The sequence below is a fragment of the Allobosea thiooxidans genome, assembly GCF_900168195.1.
GTDB lineage: Bacteria > Pseudomonadota > Alphaproteobacteria > Rhizobiales > Beijerinckiaceae > Allobosea > Allobosea thiooxidans.
Window position 1 is genome coordinate 248,382 of the sequence record NZ_FUYX01000005.1, and the last position, 15,139, is coordinate 263,520.

14 protein-coding genes are annotated in these 15,139 nt (G+C 67.7%); 11 read left to right on the top strand and 3 right to left on the bottom strand.

The window, feature by feature from the left end:
• The first annotated feature begins 11 nt into the window (after positions 1 to 11).
• The 9 genes from B5Y19_RS11685 (at position 12) to B5Y19_RS11725 (ending at position 9,831) form a co-directional block, all read left to right on the top strand.
• On the top strand, positions 12 to 1,829 hold the full coding sequence (locus B5Y19_RS11685; protein ID WP_079591498.1) for an adenylate/guanylate cyclase domain-containing protein: 1,818 nt from the start codon (positions 12 to 14) through the stop codon (positions 1,827 to 1,829).
• Positions 1,830 to 1,906: 77 nt separating this feature from the next.
• Positions 1,907 to 2,569 carry a hypothetical protein gene (locus B5Y19_RS11690; protein WP_055727266.1) on the top strand — a complete coding sequence of 221 codons (663 nt, stop codon included), beginning with the start codon at positions 1,907 to 1,909 and terminating at the stop codon, positions 2,567 to 2,569.
• Positions 2,566 to 3,816, top strand: coding sequence for a glycosyltransferase family 4 protein (locus B5Y19_RS11695; RefSeq protein ID WP_055727265.1), 1,251 nt, complete (start codon positions 2,566 to 2,568; stop codon positions 3,814 to 3,816). Before B5Y19_RS11690 ends, B5Y19_RS11695 begins: the two co-directional genes overlap by 4 nt.
• Positions 3,813 to 5,075: a glycosyltransferase family protein gene (locus tag B5Y19_RS11700; protein ID WP_055727264.1), complete on the top strand. Its 1,263-nt coding sequence runs from the start codon at positions 3,813 to 3,815 to the stop codon at positions 5,073 to 5,075. Before B5Y19_RS11695 ends, B5Y19_RS11700 begins: the two co-directional genes overlap by 4 nt.
• A 167-nt stretch (positions 5,076 to 5,242) precedes the next feature.
• The gene (cobS, locus tag B5Y19_RS11705; protein ID WP_055727263.1) at positions 5,243 to 6,229 is read left to right on the top strand and encodes a cobaltochelatase subunit CobS; all 987 of its coding nucleotides are present in this window, start codon (positions 5,243 to 5,245) and stop codon (positions 6,227 to 6,229) included.
• A 15-nt stretch (positions 6,230 to 6,244) separates the two neighbouring features.
• Positions 6,245 to 6,595: a GFA family protein gene (locus tag B5Y19_RS11710; RefSeq protein ID WP_055727262.1), complete on the top strand. Its 351-nt coding sequence runs from the start codon at positions 6,245 to 6,247 to the stop codon at positions 6,593 to 6,595.
• 29 nt (positions 6,596 to 6,624) lie between these two features.
• On the top strand, positions 6,625 to 8,517 hold the full coding sequence (gene cobT, locus B5Y19_RS11715) for a cobaltochelatase subunit CobT (RefSeq protein WP_055727261.1): 1,893 nt from the start codon (positions 6,625 to 6,627) through the stop codon (positions 8,515 to 8,517).
• Positions 8,517 to 9,512, top strand: a complete 996-nt coding sequence (locus tag B5Y19_RS11720) for an esterase-like activity of phytase family protein (protein ID WP_055727260.1) — start codon at positions 8,517 to 8,519, stop codon at positions 9,510 to 9,512. The genes cobT and B5Y19_RS11720 overlap by 1 nt, the downstream gene beginning before the upstream one ends.
• 91 nt (positions 9,513 to 9,603) lie before the next feature.
• Entirely contained in the window at positions 9,604 to 9,831 is a 228-nt protein-coding gene (locus tag B5Y19_RS11725; RefSeq protein WP_055727259.1) for a hypothetical protein, read from the top strand.
• A gap of 72 nt (positions 9,832 to 9,903) precedes the next feature.
• Here the strand turns inward: B5Y19_RS11725 and rpmB are convergent, their stop codons facing one another.
• A complete protein-coding gene (gene rpmB, locus B5Y19_RS11730) occupies positions 9,904 to 10,191 on the bottom strand; it encodes a 50S ribosomal protein L28 (protein WP_055727258.1) in 288 nt (95 codons plus the stop codon).
• Positions 10,192 to 10,477: 286 nt separating this feature from the next.
• Between rpmB and B5Y19_RS11735 the strand changes: the two genes are divergently transcribed.
• Positions 10,478 to 11,287, top strand: a complete 810-nt coding sequence (locus tag B5Y19_RS11735) for a DUF3108 domain-containing protein (protein ID WP_055727257.1) — start codon at positions 10,478 to 10,480, stop codon at positions 11,285 to 11,287.
• A 31-nt stretch (positions 11,288 to 11,318) separates the two neighbouring features.
• Here B5Y19_RS11735 and B5Y19_RS11740 read toward each other — a convergent pair whose 3' ends face one another.
• Positions 11,319 to 11,651: an NIPSNAP family protein gene (locus B5Y19_RS11740; protein WP_055727256.1), complete on the bottom strand. Its 333-nt coding sequence runs from the start codon at positions 11,649 to 11,651 to the stop codon at positions 11,319 to 11,321.
• Between the two features lie 2 nt (positions 11,652 to 11,653).
• Entirely contained in the window at positions 11,654 to 12,838 is a 1,185-nt protein-coding gene (locus B5Y19_RS11745; RefSeq protein ID WP_055727255.1) for a pyridoxal phosphate-dependent aminotransferase, read from the bottom strand.
• 276 nt (positions 12,839 to 13,114) lie between these two features.
• On the opposite strand from B5Y19_RS11745, the gene B5Y19_RS11750 reads away from it, so the two are divergent.
• Positions 13,115 to 14,947, top strand: coding sequence for an IlvD/Edd family dehydratase (locus tag B5Y19_RS11750; RefSeq protein WP_055727254.1), 1,833 nt, complete (start codon positions 13,115 to 13,117; stop codon positions 14,945 to 14,947).
• Positions 14,948 to 15,139 lie beyond the last annotated feature (192 nt).

The window sequence follows — 15,139 nt, forward strand, 5'->3', positions numbered from 1 at the left end:
CGACGGATCGCATGAGCCTGCCTCCGACCACCACCGCCAGACGCACCGGCATGAGTGCGGGCATGGATCAGGTTTCCTCCTGGAGCCGGGACATCCGGCTCGTCTCCGGGTTGATCCTGCTCACCTTCGCGACGACGCATTTCCTGAACCATGCCCTCGGCATCTTCGGGCTCGAGACGATGGAGGCCGTCCAGAATTGGCGCTACGGCTTCTGGCACAGCCGGGTCGGAGCGACGCTGCTCTACGGAGCGCTCATCATCCATCCGGTCTTCGCCCTGCTGCGGGTGGTGCAGCGGCGTACCTTCAAGATGCCGCTGCGCGAGATGCTGCAGATCGCGCTCGGGCTCGCGATCCCGCTTTTGCTGGTCGACCACATCATCAGCACGCGGGTGATGGCCCATTACTTCAACGTCGACGAGACCTATCGCGCCGTGCTGCGGAGGCTCTGGCCGGGGCGGGCGTTGCTGCAATCGCTGCTGCTGCTGCTGGTCTGGACGCATGGCATGATCGGCCTCCATTTCATGCTGCGCTCGCGCGACGCCTATCGCTACTGGCGCGATCCGTTCCTGCTGGTTTCGATCCTGATCCCGCTGCTGGCGCTGATCGGCTTCATGGTCGCTGCGCGCGAGGCCGAGCAGATGGCGCTGCCGCCGGAACTGGTCAGCGAGGCGCAGCGGCTGATGTTCGACCGGGACGTGATCTGGGCGAAGGGCGCCTTCTACGGGCTGGTCGGCGCCTTCGTGCTGTTCGTCGGCATCCGGGAGATCCGGGTGCGGACGACCCGCCAGATCACCGTGCGCTTCGTCGGGCATGGCACGCGCCGGCTGGCGCCCGGGCCGACGGTGCTCGAAATGTTCCGGCGCTTCGGCATTCCCCATGCGGCGCTCTGCGGCGGCCGGGCGCGCTGCGCCACCTGCCGCGTGCTGGTCATGGACGGCAACGACAAGCTGCCGGCACCCGGCATGAACGAGGCCAAGCTGCTGCGGCGGATCTCGGCGCCGGACGGCGTGCGGCTGGCCTGCCAGATCAGGCCGCGCGAGGATCTCCAGGTCCAGATCCTGCTGGCCTCGCGGCTGAATGCGGGGGCGGCGCGGGTCCTCGAGCCGGACGATGCCGCCGGCAAGCGCGGGCTGACCGTCGTCGTCGCCGATCTCAGGGCGTTCTCGGCCCTTTCCGAGCGGCAGCTGCCCCGGGAGCTGATCGGCCTGCTCAACCGGTTCTTCGACGAGATGAGCCAGGCCATCACCGCCCATGAGGGCCGTATCGACGCCTTCTATGGCGACGGCTTCATGGCGGTGTTCGGGTTGGACGGCTCGCCGACGCGGGGCGCGCAGGCGGCGATCAGCGCTGCCGCCGACATCGTGCGCGCCGTCGACGCCCTCAATCGCGAATACGGCGCGGCGCTGCCGCTGCCGCTGCGGATCGGGATCGGCGTCCACACCGGCGACGCGATCACCGGGGCGGTCGAGAACGACAATCTCGGCCGGCGCGAGATCACGGTCGGCGAGACCGTCATGGTCGCAAGCCAGCTCGAGGCGGCGACGCGGCGGGTGCTGGCCGATGTCGTGGTGTCGGAGGACACGATCCGGGCCTCGGGGCGCAGCTATGCCGGCACGACCGCGCTCAAGATCGCGATCAGGGGCCGGGAGCGGCCATTGACGGCCTATGGCTTCGCCAGCGCGCCCGAGATCGCCCGGCGCAAGCGCGAGGATGCCTCCATGTCTGCGATGCCCGCGCCGGTAACCGTCGGCGAGGCGGAGGCCGGTCCGCCCGCCGAGGCCGCCAAGGGCAAGGCGGAGGAGCGCGGCGGAGCGAACGGGCCCGCCTGAGCGCGCGTGCGCGGGCGGGCTGGTTTTTGCGCGCGCGCCTGCCTATGGTCCGCCAGTTTTTCCACCGCGACGGAATCATGACGCCTGAACCGCCCTGCGAGGCCTTTCACGACCTGCTGCGCGGCATGGCCGCGCTGTCGGCCAACCCCATCGTCGCCGATGTGGCGCGCCTTTACGGCAAGGGCGCGCCGGCCGATCTCTCGATCGCCTGCAACCACAAGCAGTTCGCCTCGAAGCAATGGCTCGTCGAGGCGTTGGCCGCGACGCTGCCGCGGCCGGACGGGCCGGTCTGGGTGCTCGGCGCCTGGTACGGCGTGCTCGGCGCGCTGCTGCTCCAGGATCCGCGCCTCGCGGTCCCGGAAGTGGTGAGCCTCGACATCGATCCGGGCTGCGCGCCGGTAGCCGAGACGCTGAACCACCGCCATGTCGCGACAGGTCGGTTCCGGGCGGTGACGGCCGATATGACGGCGCTCGATTTCGCGGCACAATCGCCGGCGCCGGGGCTCGTGATCAATACGAGCTGCGAGCATCTCGACGACGTTCCCGGCTGGATCGCGACCCTGCCGGCCGGCCTGCCGCTGGTGCTGCAGTCGAACGACTACTATCGCGAGCCCGACCACCGCAGCTGCGTGCCCACGCTCGATGCCTTTCGTGCGCAGGCGGGGCTCGGCGAGGTCTGGTTCGCCGGAGAGCGGCCGGCGAAGAACTATACGCGCTTCATGCTGATCGGCCGGCGATGACGGCGGGTACGGCGCCGCGTGTCGCGGTGGCGATGAAGGGCTATCCGCGCCTGTCGGAAACCTTCATCGCGCAGGAGCTGCTGGGGCTGCAGCAGCGCGGCATCGCCTTCGAGATCTGGTCGCTGCGGCATCCGACCGATGCGGCGAAGCATCTGATGCACCGCCAGATCACGGCGCCGCTGCGCTATCTGCCGGAGTACCTGCATGACGAGCCGGGGCGCGTGGCGCGCGGCCTCATGAGCGCGGTGGTGCGGCCCGGCTTCGCGAAGCTGGTTGCGGTCTTCCTGCGCGATCTCGCCCGCGACAGGACGCGCAACCGCCTGCGCCGGCTGGGCCAGGCCTGCGTGATGGCGCGCGAGCTGCCGGCCGAGATCCGGCATCTGCACGTGCACTACCTGCACACGCCGGCCTCGGTCATCCGCTATGCCGCCCTGCTGCGCGGCCTGAGCTGGTCGTTCTCCGCCCATGCCAAGGACATCTGGACGACGCCCGCCTGGGAGAAGCGCGAGAAGATCGCCGATGCCGCCTGGGGCGTGACCTGCACCCAGGACGGCTTCCGCGAGCTCGAGCGGCTTGCCGACCGGCCCGACAAGGTGGCGCTCGTCTATCACGGGCTCGACCTTGCCCGCTTCCCGCCGCCGGCGCCGCGCTCCGGCCGCGACGGGGCCGACCCGGGCGATCCGGTGCGCTTCGTCACGATCGGGCGGGCGGTGGCGAAGAAGGGCTTCGACGATCTGCTGGAGGCGCTCGCCCGGCTGCCCGGCGAGCTGCACTGGCGGCTGACGCATATCGGCGGCGGCGAGATGCTGAAGGCGCTGCAGGAGAAGGCCCGTTCGCTCGGCCTCGGCGACAGGGTTCTCTGGGCGGGACCGAAGGCGCAGGACGAGGTCGTGGCGGCGCTCAGGGCCGCCGATCTCTTCGTCCTGCCCTCGAAACAGGCCGGCGACGGCGACCGCGACGGGCTGCCCAATGTCGTGATGGAGGCGGCGAGCCAGGCGCTGCCGATCGTCGCCACCGATTTCGCCGGCATTCCGGAATTCGTTCGGCCCGGCGTCGAAGGGCTCCTGGTGCCGCCGGGCGATGTCGACGGGCTCGCCGCCGCGCTGACGAAGCTCGCCCGTTCGCCGAATCTACGGGAGCAGCTGGGCGATGCTGCCCTGGCAAGGCTGACCGGTGCCTTCTCCGCCGCCGCCGGGCTCGACGGAATGGCCGAGCGGCTGCGCGCTTCCGCCGACGAGCGGGCATGAAGGCGACGGCGCTCATCGCGGTGACGCATCTGCTCGGCTCGGGCCATCTGGTGCGCGCCGCCAATCTCGCGCGAGCTCTGGCGCAGGCCGGTTTCGCGGTCACGCTGGCGAGTGGCGGCATGCCGCTCAGGGCGATGGCGGAGGAACCCTTCGCCTTCGTCCAGCTGCCTCCGGTCAGGACGGAGGGCGTCGACTTCCGGACGCTGCTCGACGAGGCGGGGCGCCCGATCGTGCTGGAACGCAAGAAGGAGCGCATCGGGCTTCTGCAGGCGCTGGCGGCGAGGCTGGGGCCGGATGTCGTGATCGTCGAGCATTTCCCATTCGGGCGCCGGCAGCTCGCCGCCGAGTTCCTGGCCTTGATCGAGGCGGCGCAGGCCGCCAATCCGAAGGCGCTCGTGCTCTCCTCCGTGCGGGACGTGCTGGTGACGCCGCGCCCCGAACGGATCGCCGAGGCACAGGAGCGTCTCGCCAGCCTGTTCGATGCCGTGCTGGTCCATGGCGACGCGGATTTCCTGCCGCTCGACCGGTCATGGCCGGTCGATGGCGGGCTTGCCGCCAAGCTGCGCTATACCGGTTACCTGGCCGATGCACGGAAGCCTTCCCAGCCCAGCCCTCATCCCGAGGAGCCGCGCAGCGGCGTCTCGAAGGATGTTCCAGAAGGTTCCGGAGCCTCCTGGAGCATGTTTCGAGACGCGCCTGACGGCGCTCCTCAGGATGAGGGCTCGGAGGGAACGGCTGAGATCATCGTCTCCGGCGGTGGCTCGGCTGCGGCGCTGCCGTTGTTTGCGCTGGCGCTTGAAGCCGCACGACTCGGCCCGTCCGAGCGGCGCTGGCGGATCCTCGTCGGACGCGGGGTGCCGGAGGAGGCGTTCGGCAGGCTGCGGGCCGTGGCGCCCGCCCATGTCACGGTCGAACGCGCGCGGCCCGATTTTCCGGCCCTGCTCGCCGGCTGCGCGATCTCGATCAGCCAGGCGGGCTATAACACCGTGCTCGACCTCGTCGCCGCGCGCCGCCCGGCCATCGTCGTCCCCTTCGATGCCGGCGGGGAGACGGAGCAGGCCGTCCGGGCAGAGGCGATGCAGCGTGCGGGGCTGGCGCGCTGCCTGCGGATTTCGGGGGAAGGGGCCCTGACGCCCGCCGGGCTCGCGGCGGCCGTCGAGGCCGAAATCGGACGGCGGCCGCCGGCGTTCCGGCTCGCGCTCGACGGCGCGCGCAATGCGGCCGCAATCGTGAAACAGCTTCTCGCCGAGCGCGTCTGAAAGCTGCGGAGCCGTGAGCCGGCATGCCCTTTGCGGGGGCCGGGGTGCAGCTTTGCGAATTGCCGCTTCCGGTCTTTCGCTCTAATGAGGGATGATCCGCCTCCCTCCTCGGTCGGCTCTGGGCAAACCGGCATGTAGCCGGCCACGGCCCTGCGCCTGGAGACAAGATGATGACGACGACGACCGCGCCCGGATTGCCCGACATGAAGCTGTCGGTTCGGCAGACTTTCGGGATCGATTCGGACCTCGAAGTGCCGGCCTATTCGGCAGCCGATCCGCATGTGCCGGATCTGGACCCGGATTACCGCTTCGACCGCGACACCACGATCGCGATCCTCGCCGGCTTCGCGCATAACCGACGCGTCATGATCTCGGGCTATCACGGGACCGGCAAGTCGACCCATATCGAGCAGGTCGCGGCGCGCCTCAACTGGCCCTGCGTCCGCGTCAACCTCGACAGCCACGTCTCGCGCCTCGACCTCGTCGGCAAGGACGCGATCGTGCTGAAGGAAGGCAAGCAGATCACCGAGTTCCAGGACGGCATCCTGCCCTGGGCGCTGCAGAACAACATCGCGCTCGTCTTCGACGAATACGATGCCGGCCGCCCCGACGTGATGTTCGTGATCCAGCGCGTCCTGGAGCAATCCGGCAAGCTGACGCTGCTCGACCAGAAGCGCGTCATCCGCCCGCACCCCGCCTTCCGGCTCTTCGCCACGGCCAACACGGTCGGCCTCGGCGACACCTCGGGCCTCTATCACGGTACGCAGCAGATCAACCAGGGCCAGATGGACCGCTGGTCGATCGTGACGACGCTGAACTACCTGCCTCATGACAACGAGGTCGCGATCGTGCTGGCGAAGTCGAAGCACTACCAGAAGAGCCCGGAGGGCAAGGACATCGTCAACAAGATGGTCCGTGTCGCCGATCTCACCCGCAACGCCTTCATGAACGGCGATCTCTCGACCGTGATGAGCCCGCGTACGGTCATCACCTGGGCCGAGAACGCGGCGATCTTCGGCGATATCGGCTTCGCCTTCCGCGTCACCTTCCTGAACAAGTGCGACGAGATGGAGCGCACGCTGGTGGCCGAGTTCTTCCAGCGCTCCTTCGGCAAGGAACTGCCGGAGAGCGCGGCGAACGTGGTGTTGAGCTAACGGCGGGAGAGAGCCATGGCGCAGTATCAGGGCAGCTGCCATTGCGGACGGGTTGCCTATGAGGTCGAAGCCGATCTCGGGCAGACCATCGCCTGCAACTGCTCCTACTGCCAGCGTCGTGGCTCGATCCTGACGTTCTCGCCGGCCAGCGCCTTTACCCTCACCAAGGGCGAGGATGCGCTGACCGAGTACCGCTTCCATACGCAGAAGATCCAGCATCTGTTCTGCGAGACCTGCGGCATCGAGTCCTTCGCGAGAGGGGCGATGCCGGATGGTACGCCGATGGTCGCGGTCAATGTGCGCTGCCTCGCCGGCGTCGAGCCGGGCGAACTCTCGCCGACGCAATACGACGGACGGTCGCGCTAATCATTCGAAGTCAGAGGACGGCCTGAGTCTTGTCCATCTCGAACCGCAAGCCCGGAACGCCGAAGGAGGCCCCGGCCGAGCCGCTGAAGCGGGCGATTTCCGGCGCGATGAAGGCGATCGCGCGCAAGCCGGAGATGGAGATCGTCTTCGCCGCCGACAAGCCGTCGCTGGTCGGCGAGCGCGCGCGCCTGCCCGAACCGCCGCGCAAGCTCAGCTCCGGCGACGTCGCGATCCTGCGCGGCCATGCCGATTCGATGGCGCTGCGTCTCGCCTGCCATGACGCGGCGATCCATCGCCGCGCCGCGCCGGAAGGCGATGCGGCGCGCGCCGTCTTCGACGCGATGGAGCAGGCGCGGGTGGAGAGCATCGGCTCGCGGCGGATGTCGGGCATGGCCGGCAACATCACCGCGATGCTGGAGGACCGCTATCATCGCGGCGGGCGCTACGAGGAGATCACCGACAGGGCTGATGCGCCGCTGGAGGATGCGCTGGCGCTGATGGTGCGCGAGCGCCTGACAGGCCTGAAGCCGCCGAAGGCGGCGGAGAAGATCGTCGAGCTCTGGCGCGAGCAGATCGAGGCCAAGGCCGGCTCCGATCTCGACCGGCTGGCGAAGTCGATCGAGGATCAGCGCGGCTTCGCCCGCACCGTCCGCGACATGCTGGCCGCCCTCGACATGGCCGACCAGACGGCGCAGGGCGACGAATCCGAGGAGGACGAGGACAATCAGGACCAGTCCTCCGAGGACCAGCAGCAGCAGGAAGGCGAGTCCGAGCAGGAGAGCGGCGCCGACCGCTCCGAAGTCGAGGTCAGCGAGGACGCGACCGAGGAACTGCAGGAGGGCGCCTCCGAGGCGACCGACGCGCCGGCCGGCGACTGGGACGAGGAAGACGACAGCTCCGAGTCCGAGGAGGCCGGCGAGGCGCCGCGGCCGCGCGAGAGCCGCGGCAACGAGCGCCCGCAGACCGACTACAAGGCCTATACGACCAAGTTCGACGAGGTCGTCACGGCCGAGGAGCTCTGCGACGCCGAGGAGTTGACGCGGCTTCGCGCCTATCTCGACAAGCAGCTCGCCCATCTCCAGGGCGTCGTCGCGCGCCTCGCCAACCGGCTGCAGCGGCGCCTGATGGCGCAGCAGAACCGCTCCTGGGAGTTCGACCTCGAGGAGGGCGCGCTCGACCCGGCGCGCCTGCCGCGCATCATCATCGATCCGTTCCAGCCGCTCTCCTTCCGGCAGGAATCGGACGTCAATTTCCGCGACACGGTGGTGACGCTGCTGATCGACAATTCCGGCTCGATGCGCGGCCGGCCGATCACGGTCGCGGCGACCTGCGCCGACATCCTGGCGCGGACGCTGGAGCGCTGCGGCGTCAAGGTCGAGCTGCTCGGCTTCACGACGCGTGCCTGGAAGGGCGGGCTCTCGCGCGAGGCCTGGCTGCAATCGGGCAAGCCGGCCAATCCGGGCCGCCTCAACGATCTGCGCCACATCATCTACAAGGCGGCGGATGCTCCGTGGCGCCGGGCGCGGAAAAATCTCGGGCTGATGATGCGCGAGGGGCTGCTCAAGGAGAATATCGACGGCGAGGCGCTGGACTGGGCGCATAAGCGCCTGCTGGGCCGGTCCGAGCAGCGCAAGATCCTGATGGTGATCTCGGATGGTGCTCCGGTCGACGATTCCACCCTCTCGGTCAATGCCGGCAACTATCTGGAACGGCATCTGCGCCACATCATTGCCGAGATCGAGACGCGCTCGCCGGTCGAGCTGATCGCCATCGGCATCGGCCACGACGTGACGCGCTATTATCGCCGCGCCGTCACCATCGTCGATGCCGAGGAGCTGGGCGGGGTGATGACCGAAAAGCTCGCCGAGCTGTTCGAGGAAGACGGCCCGGCCGCGGGCTCTACGTCACGCCGCCTGCACTGATGCGTCTGACGCGTCGTGCCGCGCTCGCGGGCCTCGGTGCGCTTGCGCTGCCGCGCGCGGCCGGGGCCGTCGAGCAGACGCGCTTCCCGATCCCGGTTTCGGCGCGGCCGATCGTGGCCTTCGAGCCGCGCAACCCGGAGCGGCGGCGATTCGGCGCCCTGCAGTTCCGTGGCGGACTCGTGCTCTCCTCCGGTCATCCGCGCTTCGGCGGCTTTTCGGGCCTCGCGCGGCTGAATGGCGGGCGCGACCTCGTCGCGGTGACCGATCGGGGCTACTGGCTGACGGCGCGCGTGGTCTCCCATGATGGCCGGCCGGCCGGCCTCGAGGATGCCGAGATGGCGGCGATTCTCGGCGCTTCCGGAAGGCCGCTGACCCGCTCGGGCCTCTTCGACACCGAAAGCCTGTGCATCGCCGACGGCGTCGCCTATGTCGGCATCGAGCGCAAGCACGAGGTCGCGCGCTTCGACTGGGCAGGGCAGGGCGTCGAGGCGCGGGCGCGCCCTGTGCCACTGCCGCGCGAGCTCAAGCGGCTGCCGCGCAATCGCGGACTGGAGGCGATCGGAGTGGTGCCGTCAGGCTCGCTCAGGGGCGCGCTGGTCGCGATTGCCGAGCGATCGGGCAAGGAGGACGAGCCGACGCTCGGCGCCATCCTCGGCGGCCCGCAGCCGGGCCTGTTTCGGGTGGCGCGGCACGACGGCTACGATATCACCGACCTCGCCTTCCTGCCTTCGGGCGACATGCTGCTGCTTGAGCGCTGGTACCAGCCGCTGCGCGGCGTCGGCATGCGCATCCGCCGAATCGCCGGGCGCGACGTCAGGCCGGCGGCGCTGCTCGACGGGCCGCGTTTGATCGAGGCCGATCTCGGCTACGAGATCGATAATATGGAAGGCTTGTCGGTCCATCTGGAGAACGGGCGTACGGTGCTGACCCTGATCTCGGACGACAATTTCTCCTTCCTGCAACGGACGGTGCTGCTGGAGTTCGAACTCACCTGAAAGTTCTGCAACCTTAGATTGCAAAAATATGCGATCAGGTTGTAGTCTTGAGTTCCCTTAAGGAAGGGGTCTCGCAATCAGGGAGTGTGTCATGGCGCAAGAAGTAACGGCGGGAAACGTCGCCGCCGTCCAGAAAACGCTTGAGAAGGAGATTCTGGCCGCGCTGCAGCGGGTGGGGCTCCAGACCTACGAACTGGAGAGCATCGCTCTGAAACCCAAGGCCGATAAAACGGTCAGCGGGCTTCTGCCGGGCTGCGAACTCAAATGCAAGCTGGTCGGCTTTCCGCCCAAGCTCGAATGCGAGGTGGTGTGCGGCTGAGCCGAATCGACGCGCAATAAAAAAGCGGCCGCAAGGCCGCTTTTCCGTCATCAGGTCGTGACCCGAAGAAGCTCAGTTGGCGGCGAGCTTCTTCTCGAGGTCGCGCTTCAGGGAGAGCGCGCCGACCGAGAGGTCAGCGGCCGCAGCCTTGAGCAGGAAGGCGTCGAGGCCGCCGCGATGCTCGACCGAACGCAGGGCGTTGGCCGAAACGCGCAGGCGCACCGAACGGCCGAGCGCGTCCGACTGCAGCGTGACGTTCACGAGGTTCGGGCGGAAGACGGTCTTCGTCTTGCGGTTCGAGTGGCTGACGAGGTGGCCGGTCTGGGTGGCTTTCCCGGTCAGTTCGCAACGGCGGGCCATGGCAATCGTTCCTTGCATCCCCGGGTCGCTCAAACAAAAAAACCGACACGCGACGTGCCGGCGAGCACCGGAAGTCAAATTGAAGTCGGGGTTCCATAGCCAAGGCGGCCGGCCCCGTCAAGGAAAACTCCTGCAGGCTGTTCACATCACCTTCAGCGTTAACGAGGTGTAAAGACCGGCATCCGATGCTGGGCTCGGCCATCGCCACCGGCGATGGAAACCGGTCACGATTCGGACCGATTCACAGTGCATGTCGCGCAGGATCGCGCCGTTCCGGAGGCTATGGATGAAATCCGCCGTCGCATCGTCCCTCGCAGGGCTGGTTCTCGCAGCCTGTCTGGCCGAGGCTGCCGGTGCGGCCTCGCTCGACGCGCGCTATGACGTCTCGCTCCTCGGCATCACGCTGGGCACGGCGAGCCTGACCGGCGGCATCGACGGATCAGGCTACAAGCTCGACATCGCGGCCAAGCTGACGGGAATCGTCGGCGGCGTCACGGGCGGGCGCGGCTCGGGCGCGGCGACGGGCACGCTGGTGGGCGGCAAGCTCGCGCCGAAGACCTTCGCCGTCAGCTCCGCCAATTCCAGCGAGAGCCGCACGGTGCGCATGGCGCTGGCGGATGGCAGCGTCGCCGGCATCGACATCGAGCCGCCGATCGACGAGAAGCCTGACCGCGTGCCGCTCAATGACGGCCACAAGCGCAACATCGTCGACCCGCTCAGCGCCTTCCTGATGCCGATCAACGGCAAGGGCAGGGACGGGGCCTGCAACCGCACCCTGCCGATCTTCGACGGGGCGGCGCGCTACGACATCAAGCTCTCCAGCGCGGGCACGCGCAACGTCAAGCTCGAGGGCTATAGCGGGCCGGTCTCGATCTGCCAGGCGCGCTATGTGCCGATCGCTGGGCACCGCGCCTTGCGGCCGAGCACGAAGTTCATGGCCGAGAACCGGGACATCACCACCTGGCTCGCGCCGGTCGCCGGCACGGACATGATGGTGCCGGTGCGCATCTCGGTGAAGACGATGATCGGCACCGCCGTGATCGAGGCCTCGCGCTTCAAGGTCGACCCCGGCGTGACCGCGAGCGCGCGGAACTAAACCGGGCTCCACGCGCTATCCCGGTTGAGGATCAAGGTGCGCGCTTAACGCCCAGATCATCCTCGAATACGGGCCGGAAGAAGGACCGTTCATAGCTGATGATGAAGCGGTCTTTCTCGTTCATCGCGATCGCAGCCTGACATTCGGGGTCTTCGAACGAGCGCTTGCGGTAGTCTTCATAGGCGGTCAGCGACGGGAAGCTGAAGAGGGCCAACGCGATGTTGGAAGCTCCTTCCGACGGCATGAAGTAGCCGTGGTGCTTGCCGCCGAACTTCTCGACGAGCCGAATCCAGAGCCTGCCATAGGCTTCGAAGGCATCGAGCTTATGCGGATCGACGACATAGCGCAGATAGCAAGTGACCATGGTCAGGCGGCCTTCGCATCGGCGAGGAACGCCTGCATCCGCTCCAGCGCCTTCTCGATGTTCTCCAGCGAATTGGCATAGGAGAGGCGGATATAGCCCTCGCCATGGACGCCGAAATCGGGGCCGCCGATGGTGGCGATGCCGGCATCCTCCAGCAGCGCCGAGGCGAGTTTCTTGGCTTTCCAGCCGGTCCTGGAGACGTTCGGGAAGGCGTAGAAGGCGCCCTTCGGCACGGCGCAGGAGACGTTGGGCAGGCCGTTCAGCCCCTTCACCACCGCCTGCCGGCGCCGGTCGAATTCGGCGACCATGGCGGGGACCGCGTCCTGCGGGCCGGTGAGCGCGGCGAGGCCGGCCCATTGGGCGGGGGCGTTGACGCAGGAATGCGAATTCACCGCGAGCTTGCGGGCGTTGTCGTAGAGCGGCTTCGGCCAGACCGAATAGCCCAGCCGCCAGCCGGTCATCGCATAGGTCTTGGACCAGCCATTGAGCAGGATCAGACGGTCGCGGATCTCGGGATAGCTCAGCAGGCAGACATGGCTTTCGCCGTCATAGACCATCTGGTCGTAGATCTCGTCCGACATCACCGCGACGTCGGGGAAGTTCGCCAAGCCGGCGACGAGCTTGTCGACCTCGCTCTTGGGCGTGACGCCGCCGGTCGGATTCGCCGGCGAGTTGACGATCAGCAGCCGGGTCTTCGGCGTGATCAGGGCCAGCGTCTCCTCGGCGGAGAAGGCGAAGCCGTTCTCCTCGCGGATCGGCACCGGGATCGGCGTCGCGCCGGTGTATTCGATCATCGAGCGATAGATCGGGAAGCCCGGATCCGGATACATGATCTCGGCGCCGGGCTCGCCGAACATCAGGATCGCCATGAACATGGTGACCTTGCCGCCCGGCACGATCATCACGCTCTCCGGCGAGACCTCGACGGAATAGCGCTTGTGCAGATCGGCGGCGACCGCCTCGCGCAGTGGCAGGATGCCGTTCGCCGGGGTGTAGCCGTGATGGCCGTCGCGCAGCGCCTTCACCGCCGCCTCGACGATGTGCTCCGGCGTGGCGAAATCGGGCTGGCCGATGCCGAGATTGATGATGTCCTTGCCCTGGCGCTGCAGTTCCGTGGCCCGCGCCAGCACCGCGAAGGCGTTCTCCTCGCCGATGCGGGCGAAGGATGGGACGACGTGAAGGGTCATGGCGCGTTTCCTCGGCGGCGCTTTTCGATGAGGGCGATGGACCGGCCGCGACCGGCGCCCGCCCGTGACTTGGCGTCAAACCGGCGCGGCTGGCAAGCCGGGGCCGGGTTGGGCGCGTTGTTGCATACTGCATACAGCATGAATAAATAGTATGACTATCAGCCAGAATCGACCTTGCCGAGCCGCAGGCGATGGGCATGATGGCTTCTCTCAAATCGTTTGAATGAGAGATCGGCAAGCGGCCGCCAGCGCCGAGCCGCGCGAGAGGAAACGAGGATGGCCAAGGCACCTGGCAAGACCCCCGGCAAGAAGCCGGTTCGGCGCATCAAGCCCGAGCAGCTGCGCTCCAAGGCGTGGTTCGACAATCCCGCCAATGCCGACATGACGGCGCTCTATATCGAGCGCACCATGAATTTCGGCCTGTCGCGCGAAGAGCTGCAGTCGGGCCGGCCGATCATCGGCATCGCCCAGACCGGCTCCGACATCGCCCCCTGCAACCGCCACCATATCGAACTCGCGGCGCGCGTGCGCGACGGCATCCGCGAGATGGGCGGCGTGCCCTTCGAGTTCCCGATCCATCCGATCCAGGAAACCTGCAAGCGCCCGACCGCGGCGCTCGACCGCAACCTGCAATATCTCTCGCTCGTCGAGATCCTCTACGGCTATCCGCTCGACGGCGTGGTGCTGACCACGGGCTGCGACAAGACCACGCCGGCCCAGATCATGGCGGCCGCGACGGTCGACATCCCGGCGATCGCGCTGCCGGGCGGGCCGATGCTGAACGGCTCCTTCCGCGGCGAGCGCACCGGCTCCGGAACGATCGTCTGGAAGGCCCGCCAGATGATGGCTGCGGGCGAGATCGACTATAAGGGCTTCGTCGAGCTGGTAGCATCGTCCGCGCCATCCGCGGGACACTGCAACACCATGGGCACGGCCTCGACGATGAACTCGCTGGCCGAGGCCATGGGCATGACGCTGCCCGGCGCCGCCGCGATCCCTGCGCCTTATCGCGACCGCTACGAGATGGCCTATCTCACCGGCAAGCGCATCGTCGAGATGGTCTGGGAGAACCTGATCCCCTCGAAGATCCTGACGCGCGAGGCGTTCGAGAACACCATCGTCATCAACTCGGCGATTGGCGGCTCGACCAATGCGCCCGTCCATGTCAACGCCATCGCCAAGCATATCGGCGTCAAGCTCGACAACGAGGATTGGACCAAGATCGGTTACGAGATCCCGCTGCTGGTGAACCTGCAGCCGGCCGGCGAATATCTCGGCGAGGACTATTACCGTGCCGGCGGCCTGCCCGCCGTGATCGCGGAGCTGATCGAGAAGGGCAAGCTCAAGCCCGCGATCACCGCCAATGGCAAGACGCTGGAAGAGAACTGCAAGGGTGCCTTCTCGATCGCCCGCGAGGTGATCAAGAGCTACGACCAGCCGATGAAGGCCCAGTCGGGCTTCCTCAACCTCTCCGGCAACCTGTTCGATTCCGCGATCATGAAGACCAGCGTGATCACGCCGGAATTCCGCAAGCGCTATCTGGAGAACCCGAAGGACCCGATGGCCTTCGAGGGCCGCGCCATCGTCTTCGACGGGCCGGAGGATTACCACGACCGCATCGACGATCCGGCGCTCGCCATCGACGAGCACTGCATCCTGTTCATCCGCGGCGTCGGGCCGATCGGGTATCCCGGCGCGGCCGAGGTCGTGAACATGCGGCCGCCGGATTACCTGATCAAGAAGGGCGTCACGGCGCTCGCCTGCGTCGGCGACGGCCGCCAGTCCGGCACTTCCGGCTCGCCCTCGATCCTCAACGCCTCGCCGGAAGCGGCGACGGGCGGCGGGCTCGCGCTGCTGAAGACCGGCGACAAGGTCCGCATCGACCTCAAGAAGCGTACCGCCAACATCCTGATCTCGGATGATGAGCTGGCCGAGCGCAAGTCGGCGTTCAAGGCTTCGGGCGGCTACAAGTATCCGAAGAGCCAGACGCCCTGGCAGGAGATCCAGCGCAAGATCGTCGACGAGCTCTCCGAGGGCATGGTCCTCAAGCCAGCGGTCAAGTACCAGAAGATCCACAAGAAGTTCGGCGTTCCGCGCGACAACCACTGAGGCTGCTTGCCGTCATGCTCGGGCTTGTCCCGACCATCCACGTCTTCTCTCGTCGAGCGTGGCGTTCAAGACGTGGGTGCTCGCCACAAGGGCGAGCATGACGGCGCGTATCATTCCCAAAGCGCATCGGCGCCCGTCGATGCGCGCGCAGTTGCGGGGCTGACAAATGCCTGCGGGCTGGACACTATGCCA

Bases quoted from the DNA above. Each gene is read 5' to 3' on its own strand.
- rpmB (WP_055727258.1), bottom strand. From the start codon at position 10,191: ATGGCCCGCCGTTGCGAACTGACCGGGAAAGCCACCCAGACCGGCCAC.
- B5Y19_RS11685 (WP_079591498.1), top strand. From the start codon at position 12: ATGAGCCTGCCTCCGACCACCACCGCCAGACGCACCGGCATGAGTGCG.
- B5Y19_RS11695 (WP_055727265.1), top strand. From the start codon at position 2,566: ATGACGGCGGGTACGGCGCCGCGTGTCGCGGTGGCGATGAAGGGCTAT.
- B5Y19_RS11725 (WP_055727259.1), top strand. From the start codon at position 9,604: ATGGCGCAAGAAGTAACGGCGGGAAACGTCGCCGCCGTCCAGAAAACG.
- B5Y19_RS11750 (WP_055727254.1), top strand. From the start codon at position 13,115: ATGGCCAAGGCACCTGGCAAGACCCCCGGCAAGAAGCCGGTTCGGCGC.
- B5Y19_RS11690 (WP_055727266.1), top strand. From the start codon at position 1,907: ATGACGCCTGAACCGCCCTGCGAGGCCTTTCACGACCTGCTGCGCGGC.
- B5Y19_RS11735 (WP_055727257.1), top strand. From the start codon at position 10,478: ATGAAATCCGCCGTCGCATCGTCCCTCGCAGGGCTGGTTCTCGCAGCC.
- cobS (WP_055727263.1), top strand. From the start codon at position 5,243: ATGATGACGACGACGACCGCGCCCGGATTGCCCGACATGAAGCTGTCG.
- B5Y19_RS11720 (WP_055727260.1), top strand. From the start codon at position 8,517: ATGCGTCTGACGCGTCGTGCCGCGCTCGCGGGCCTCGGTGCGCTTGCG.
- B5Y19_RS11745 (WP_055727255.1), bottom strand. From the start codon at position 12,838: ATGACCCTTCACGTCGTCCCATCCTTCGCCCGCATCGGCGAGGAGAAC.
- B5Y19_RS11710 (WP_055727262.1), top strand. From the start codon at position 6,245: ATGGCGCAGTATCAGGGCAGCTGCCATTGCGGACGGGTTGCCTATGAG.
- B5Y19_RS11700 (WP_055727264.1), top strand. From the start codon at position 3,813: ATGAAGGCGACGGCGCTCATCGCGGTGACGCATCTGCTCGGCTCGGGC.
- B5Y19_RS11740 (WP_055727256.1), bottom strand. From the start codon at position 11,651: ATGGTCACTTGCTATCTGCGCTATGTCGTCGATCCGCATAAGCTCGAT.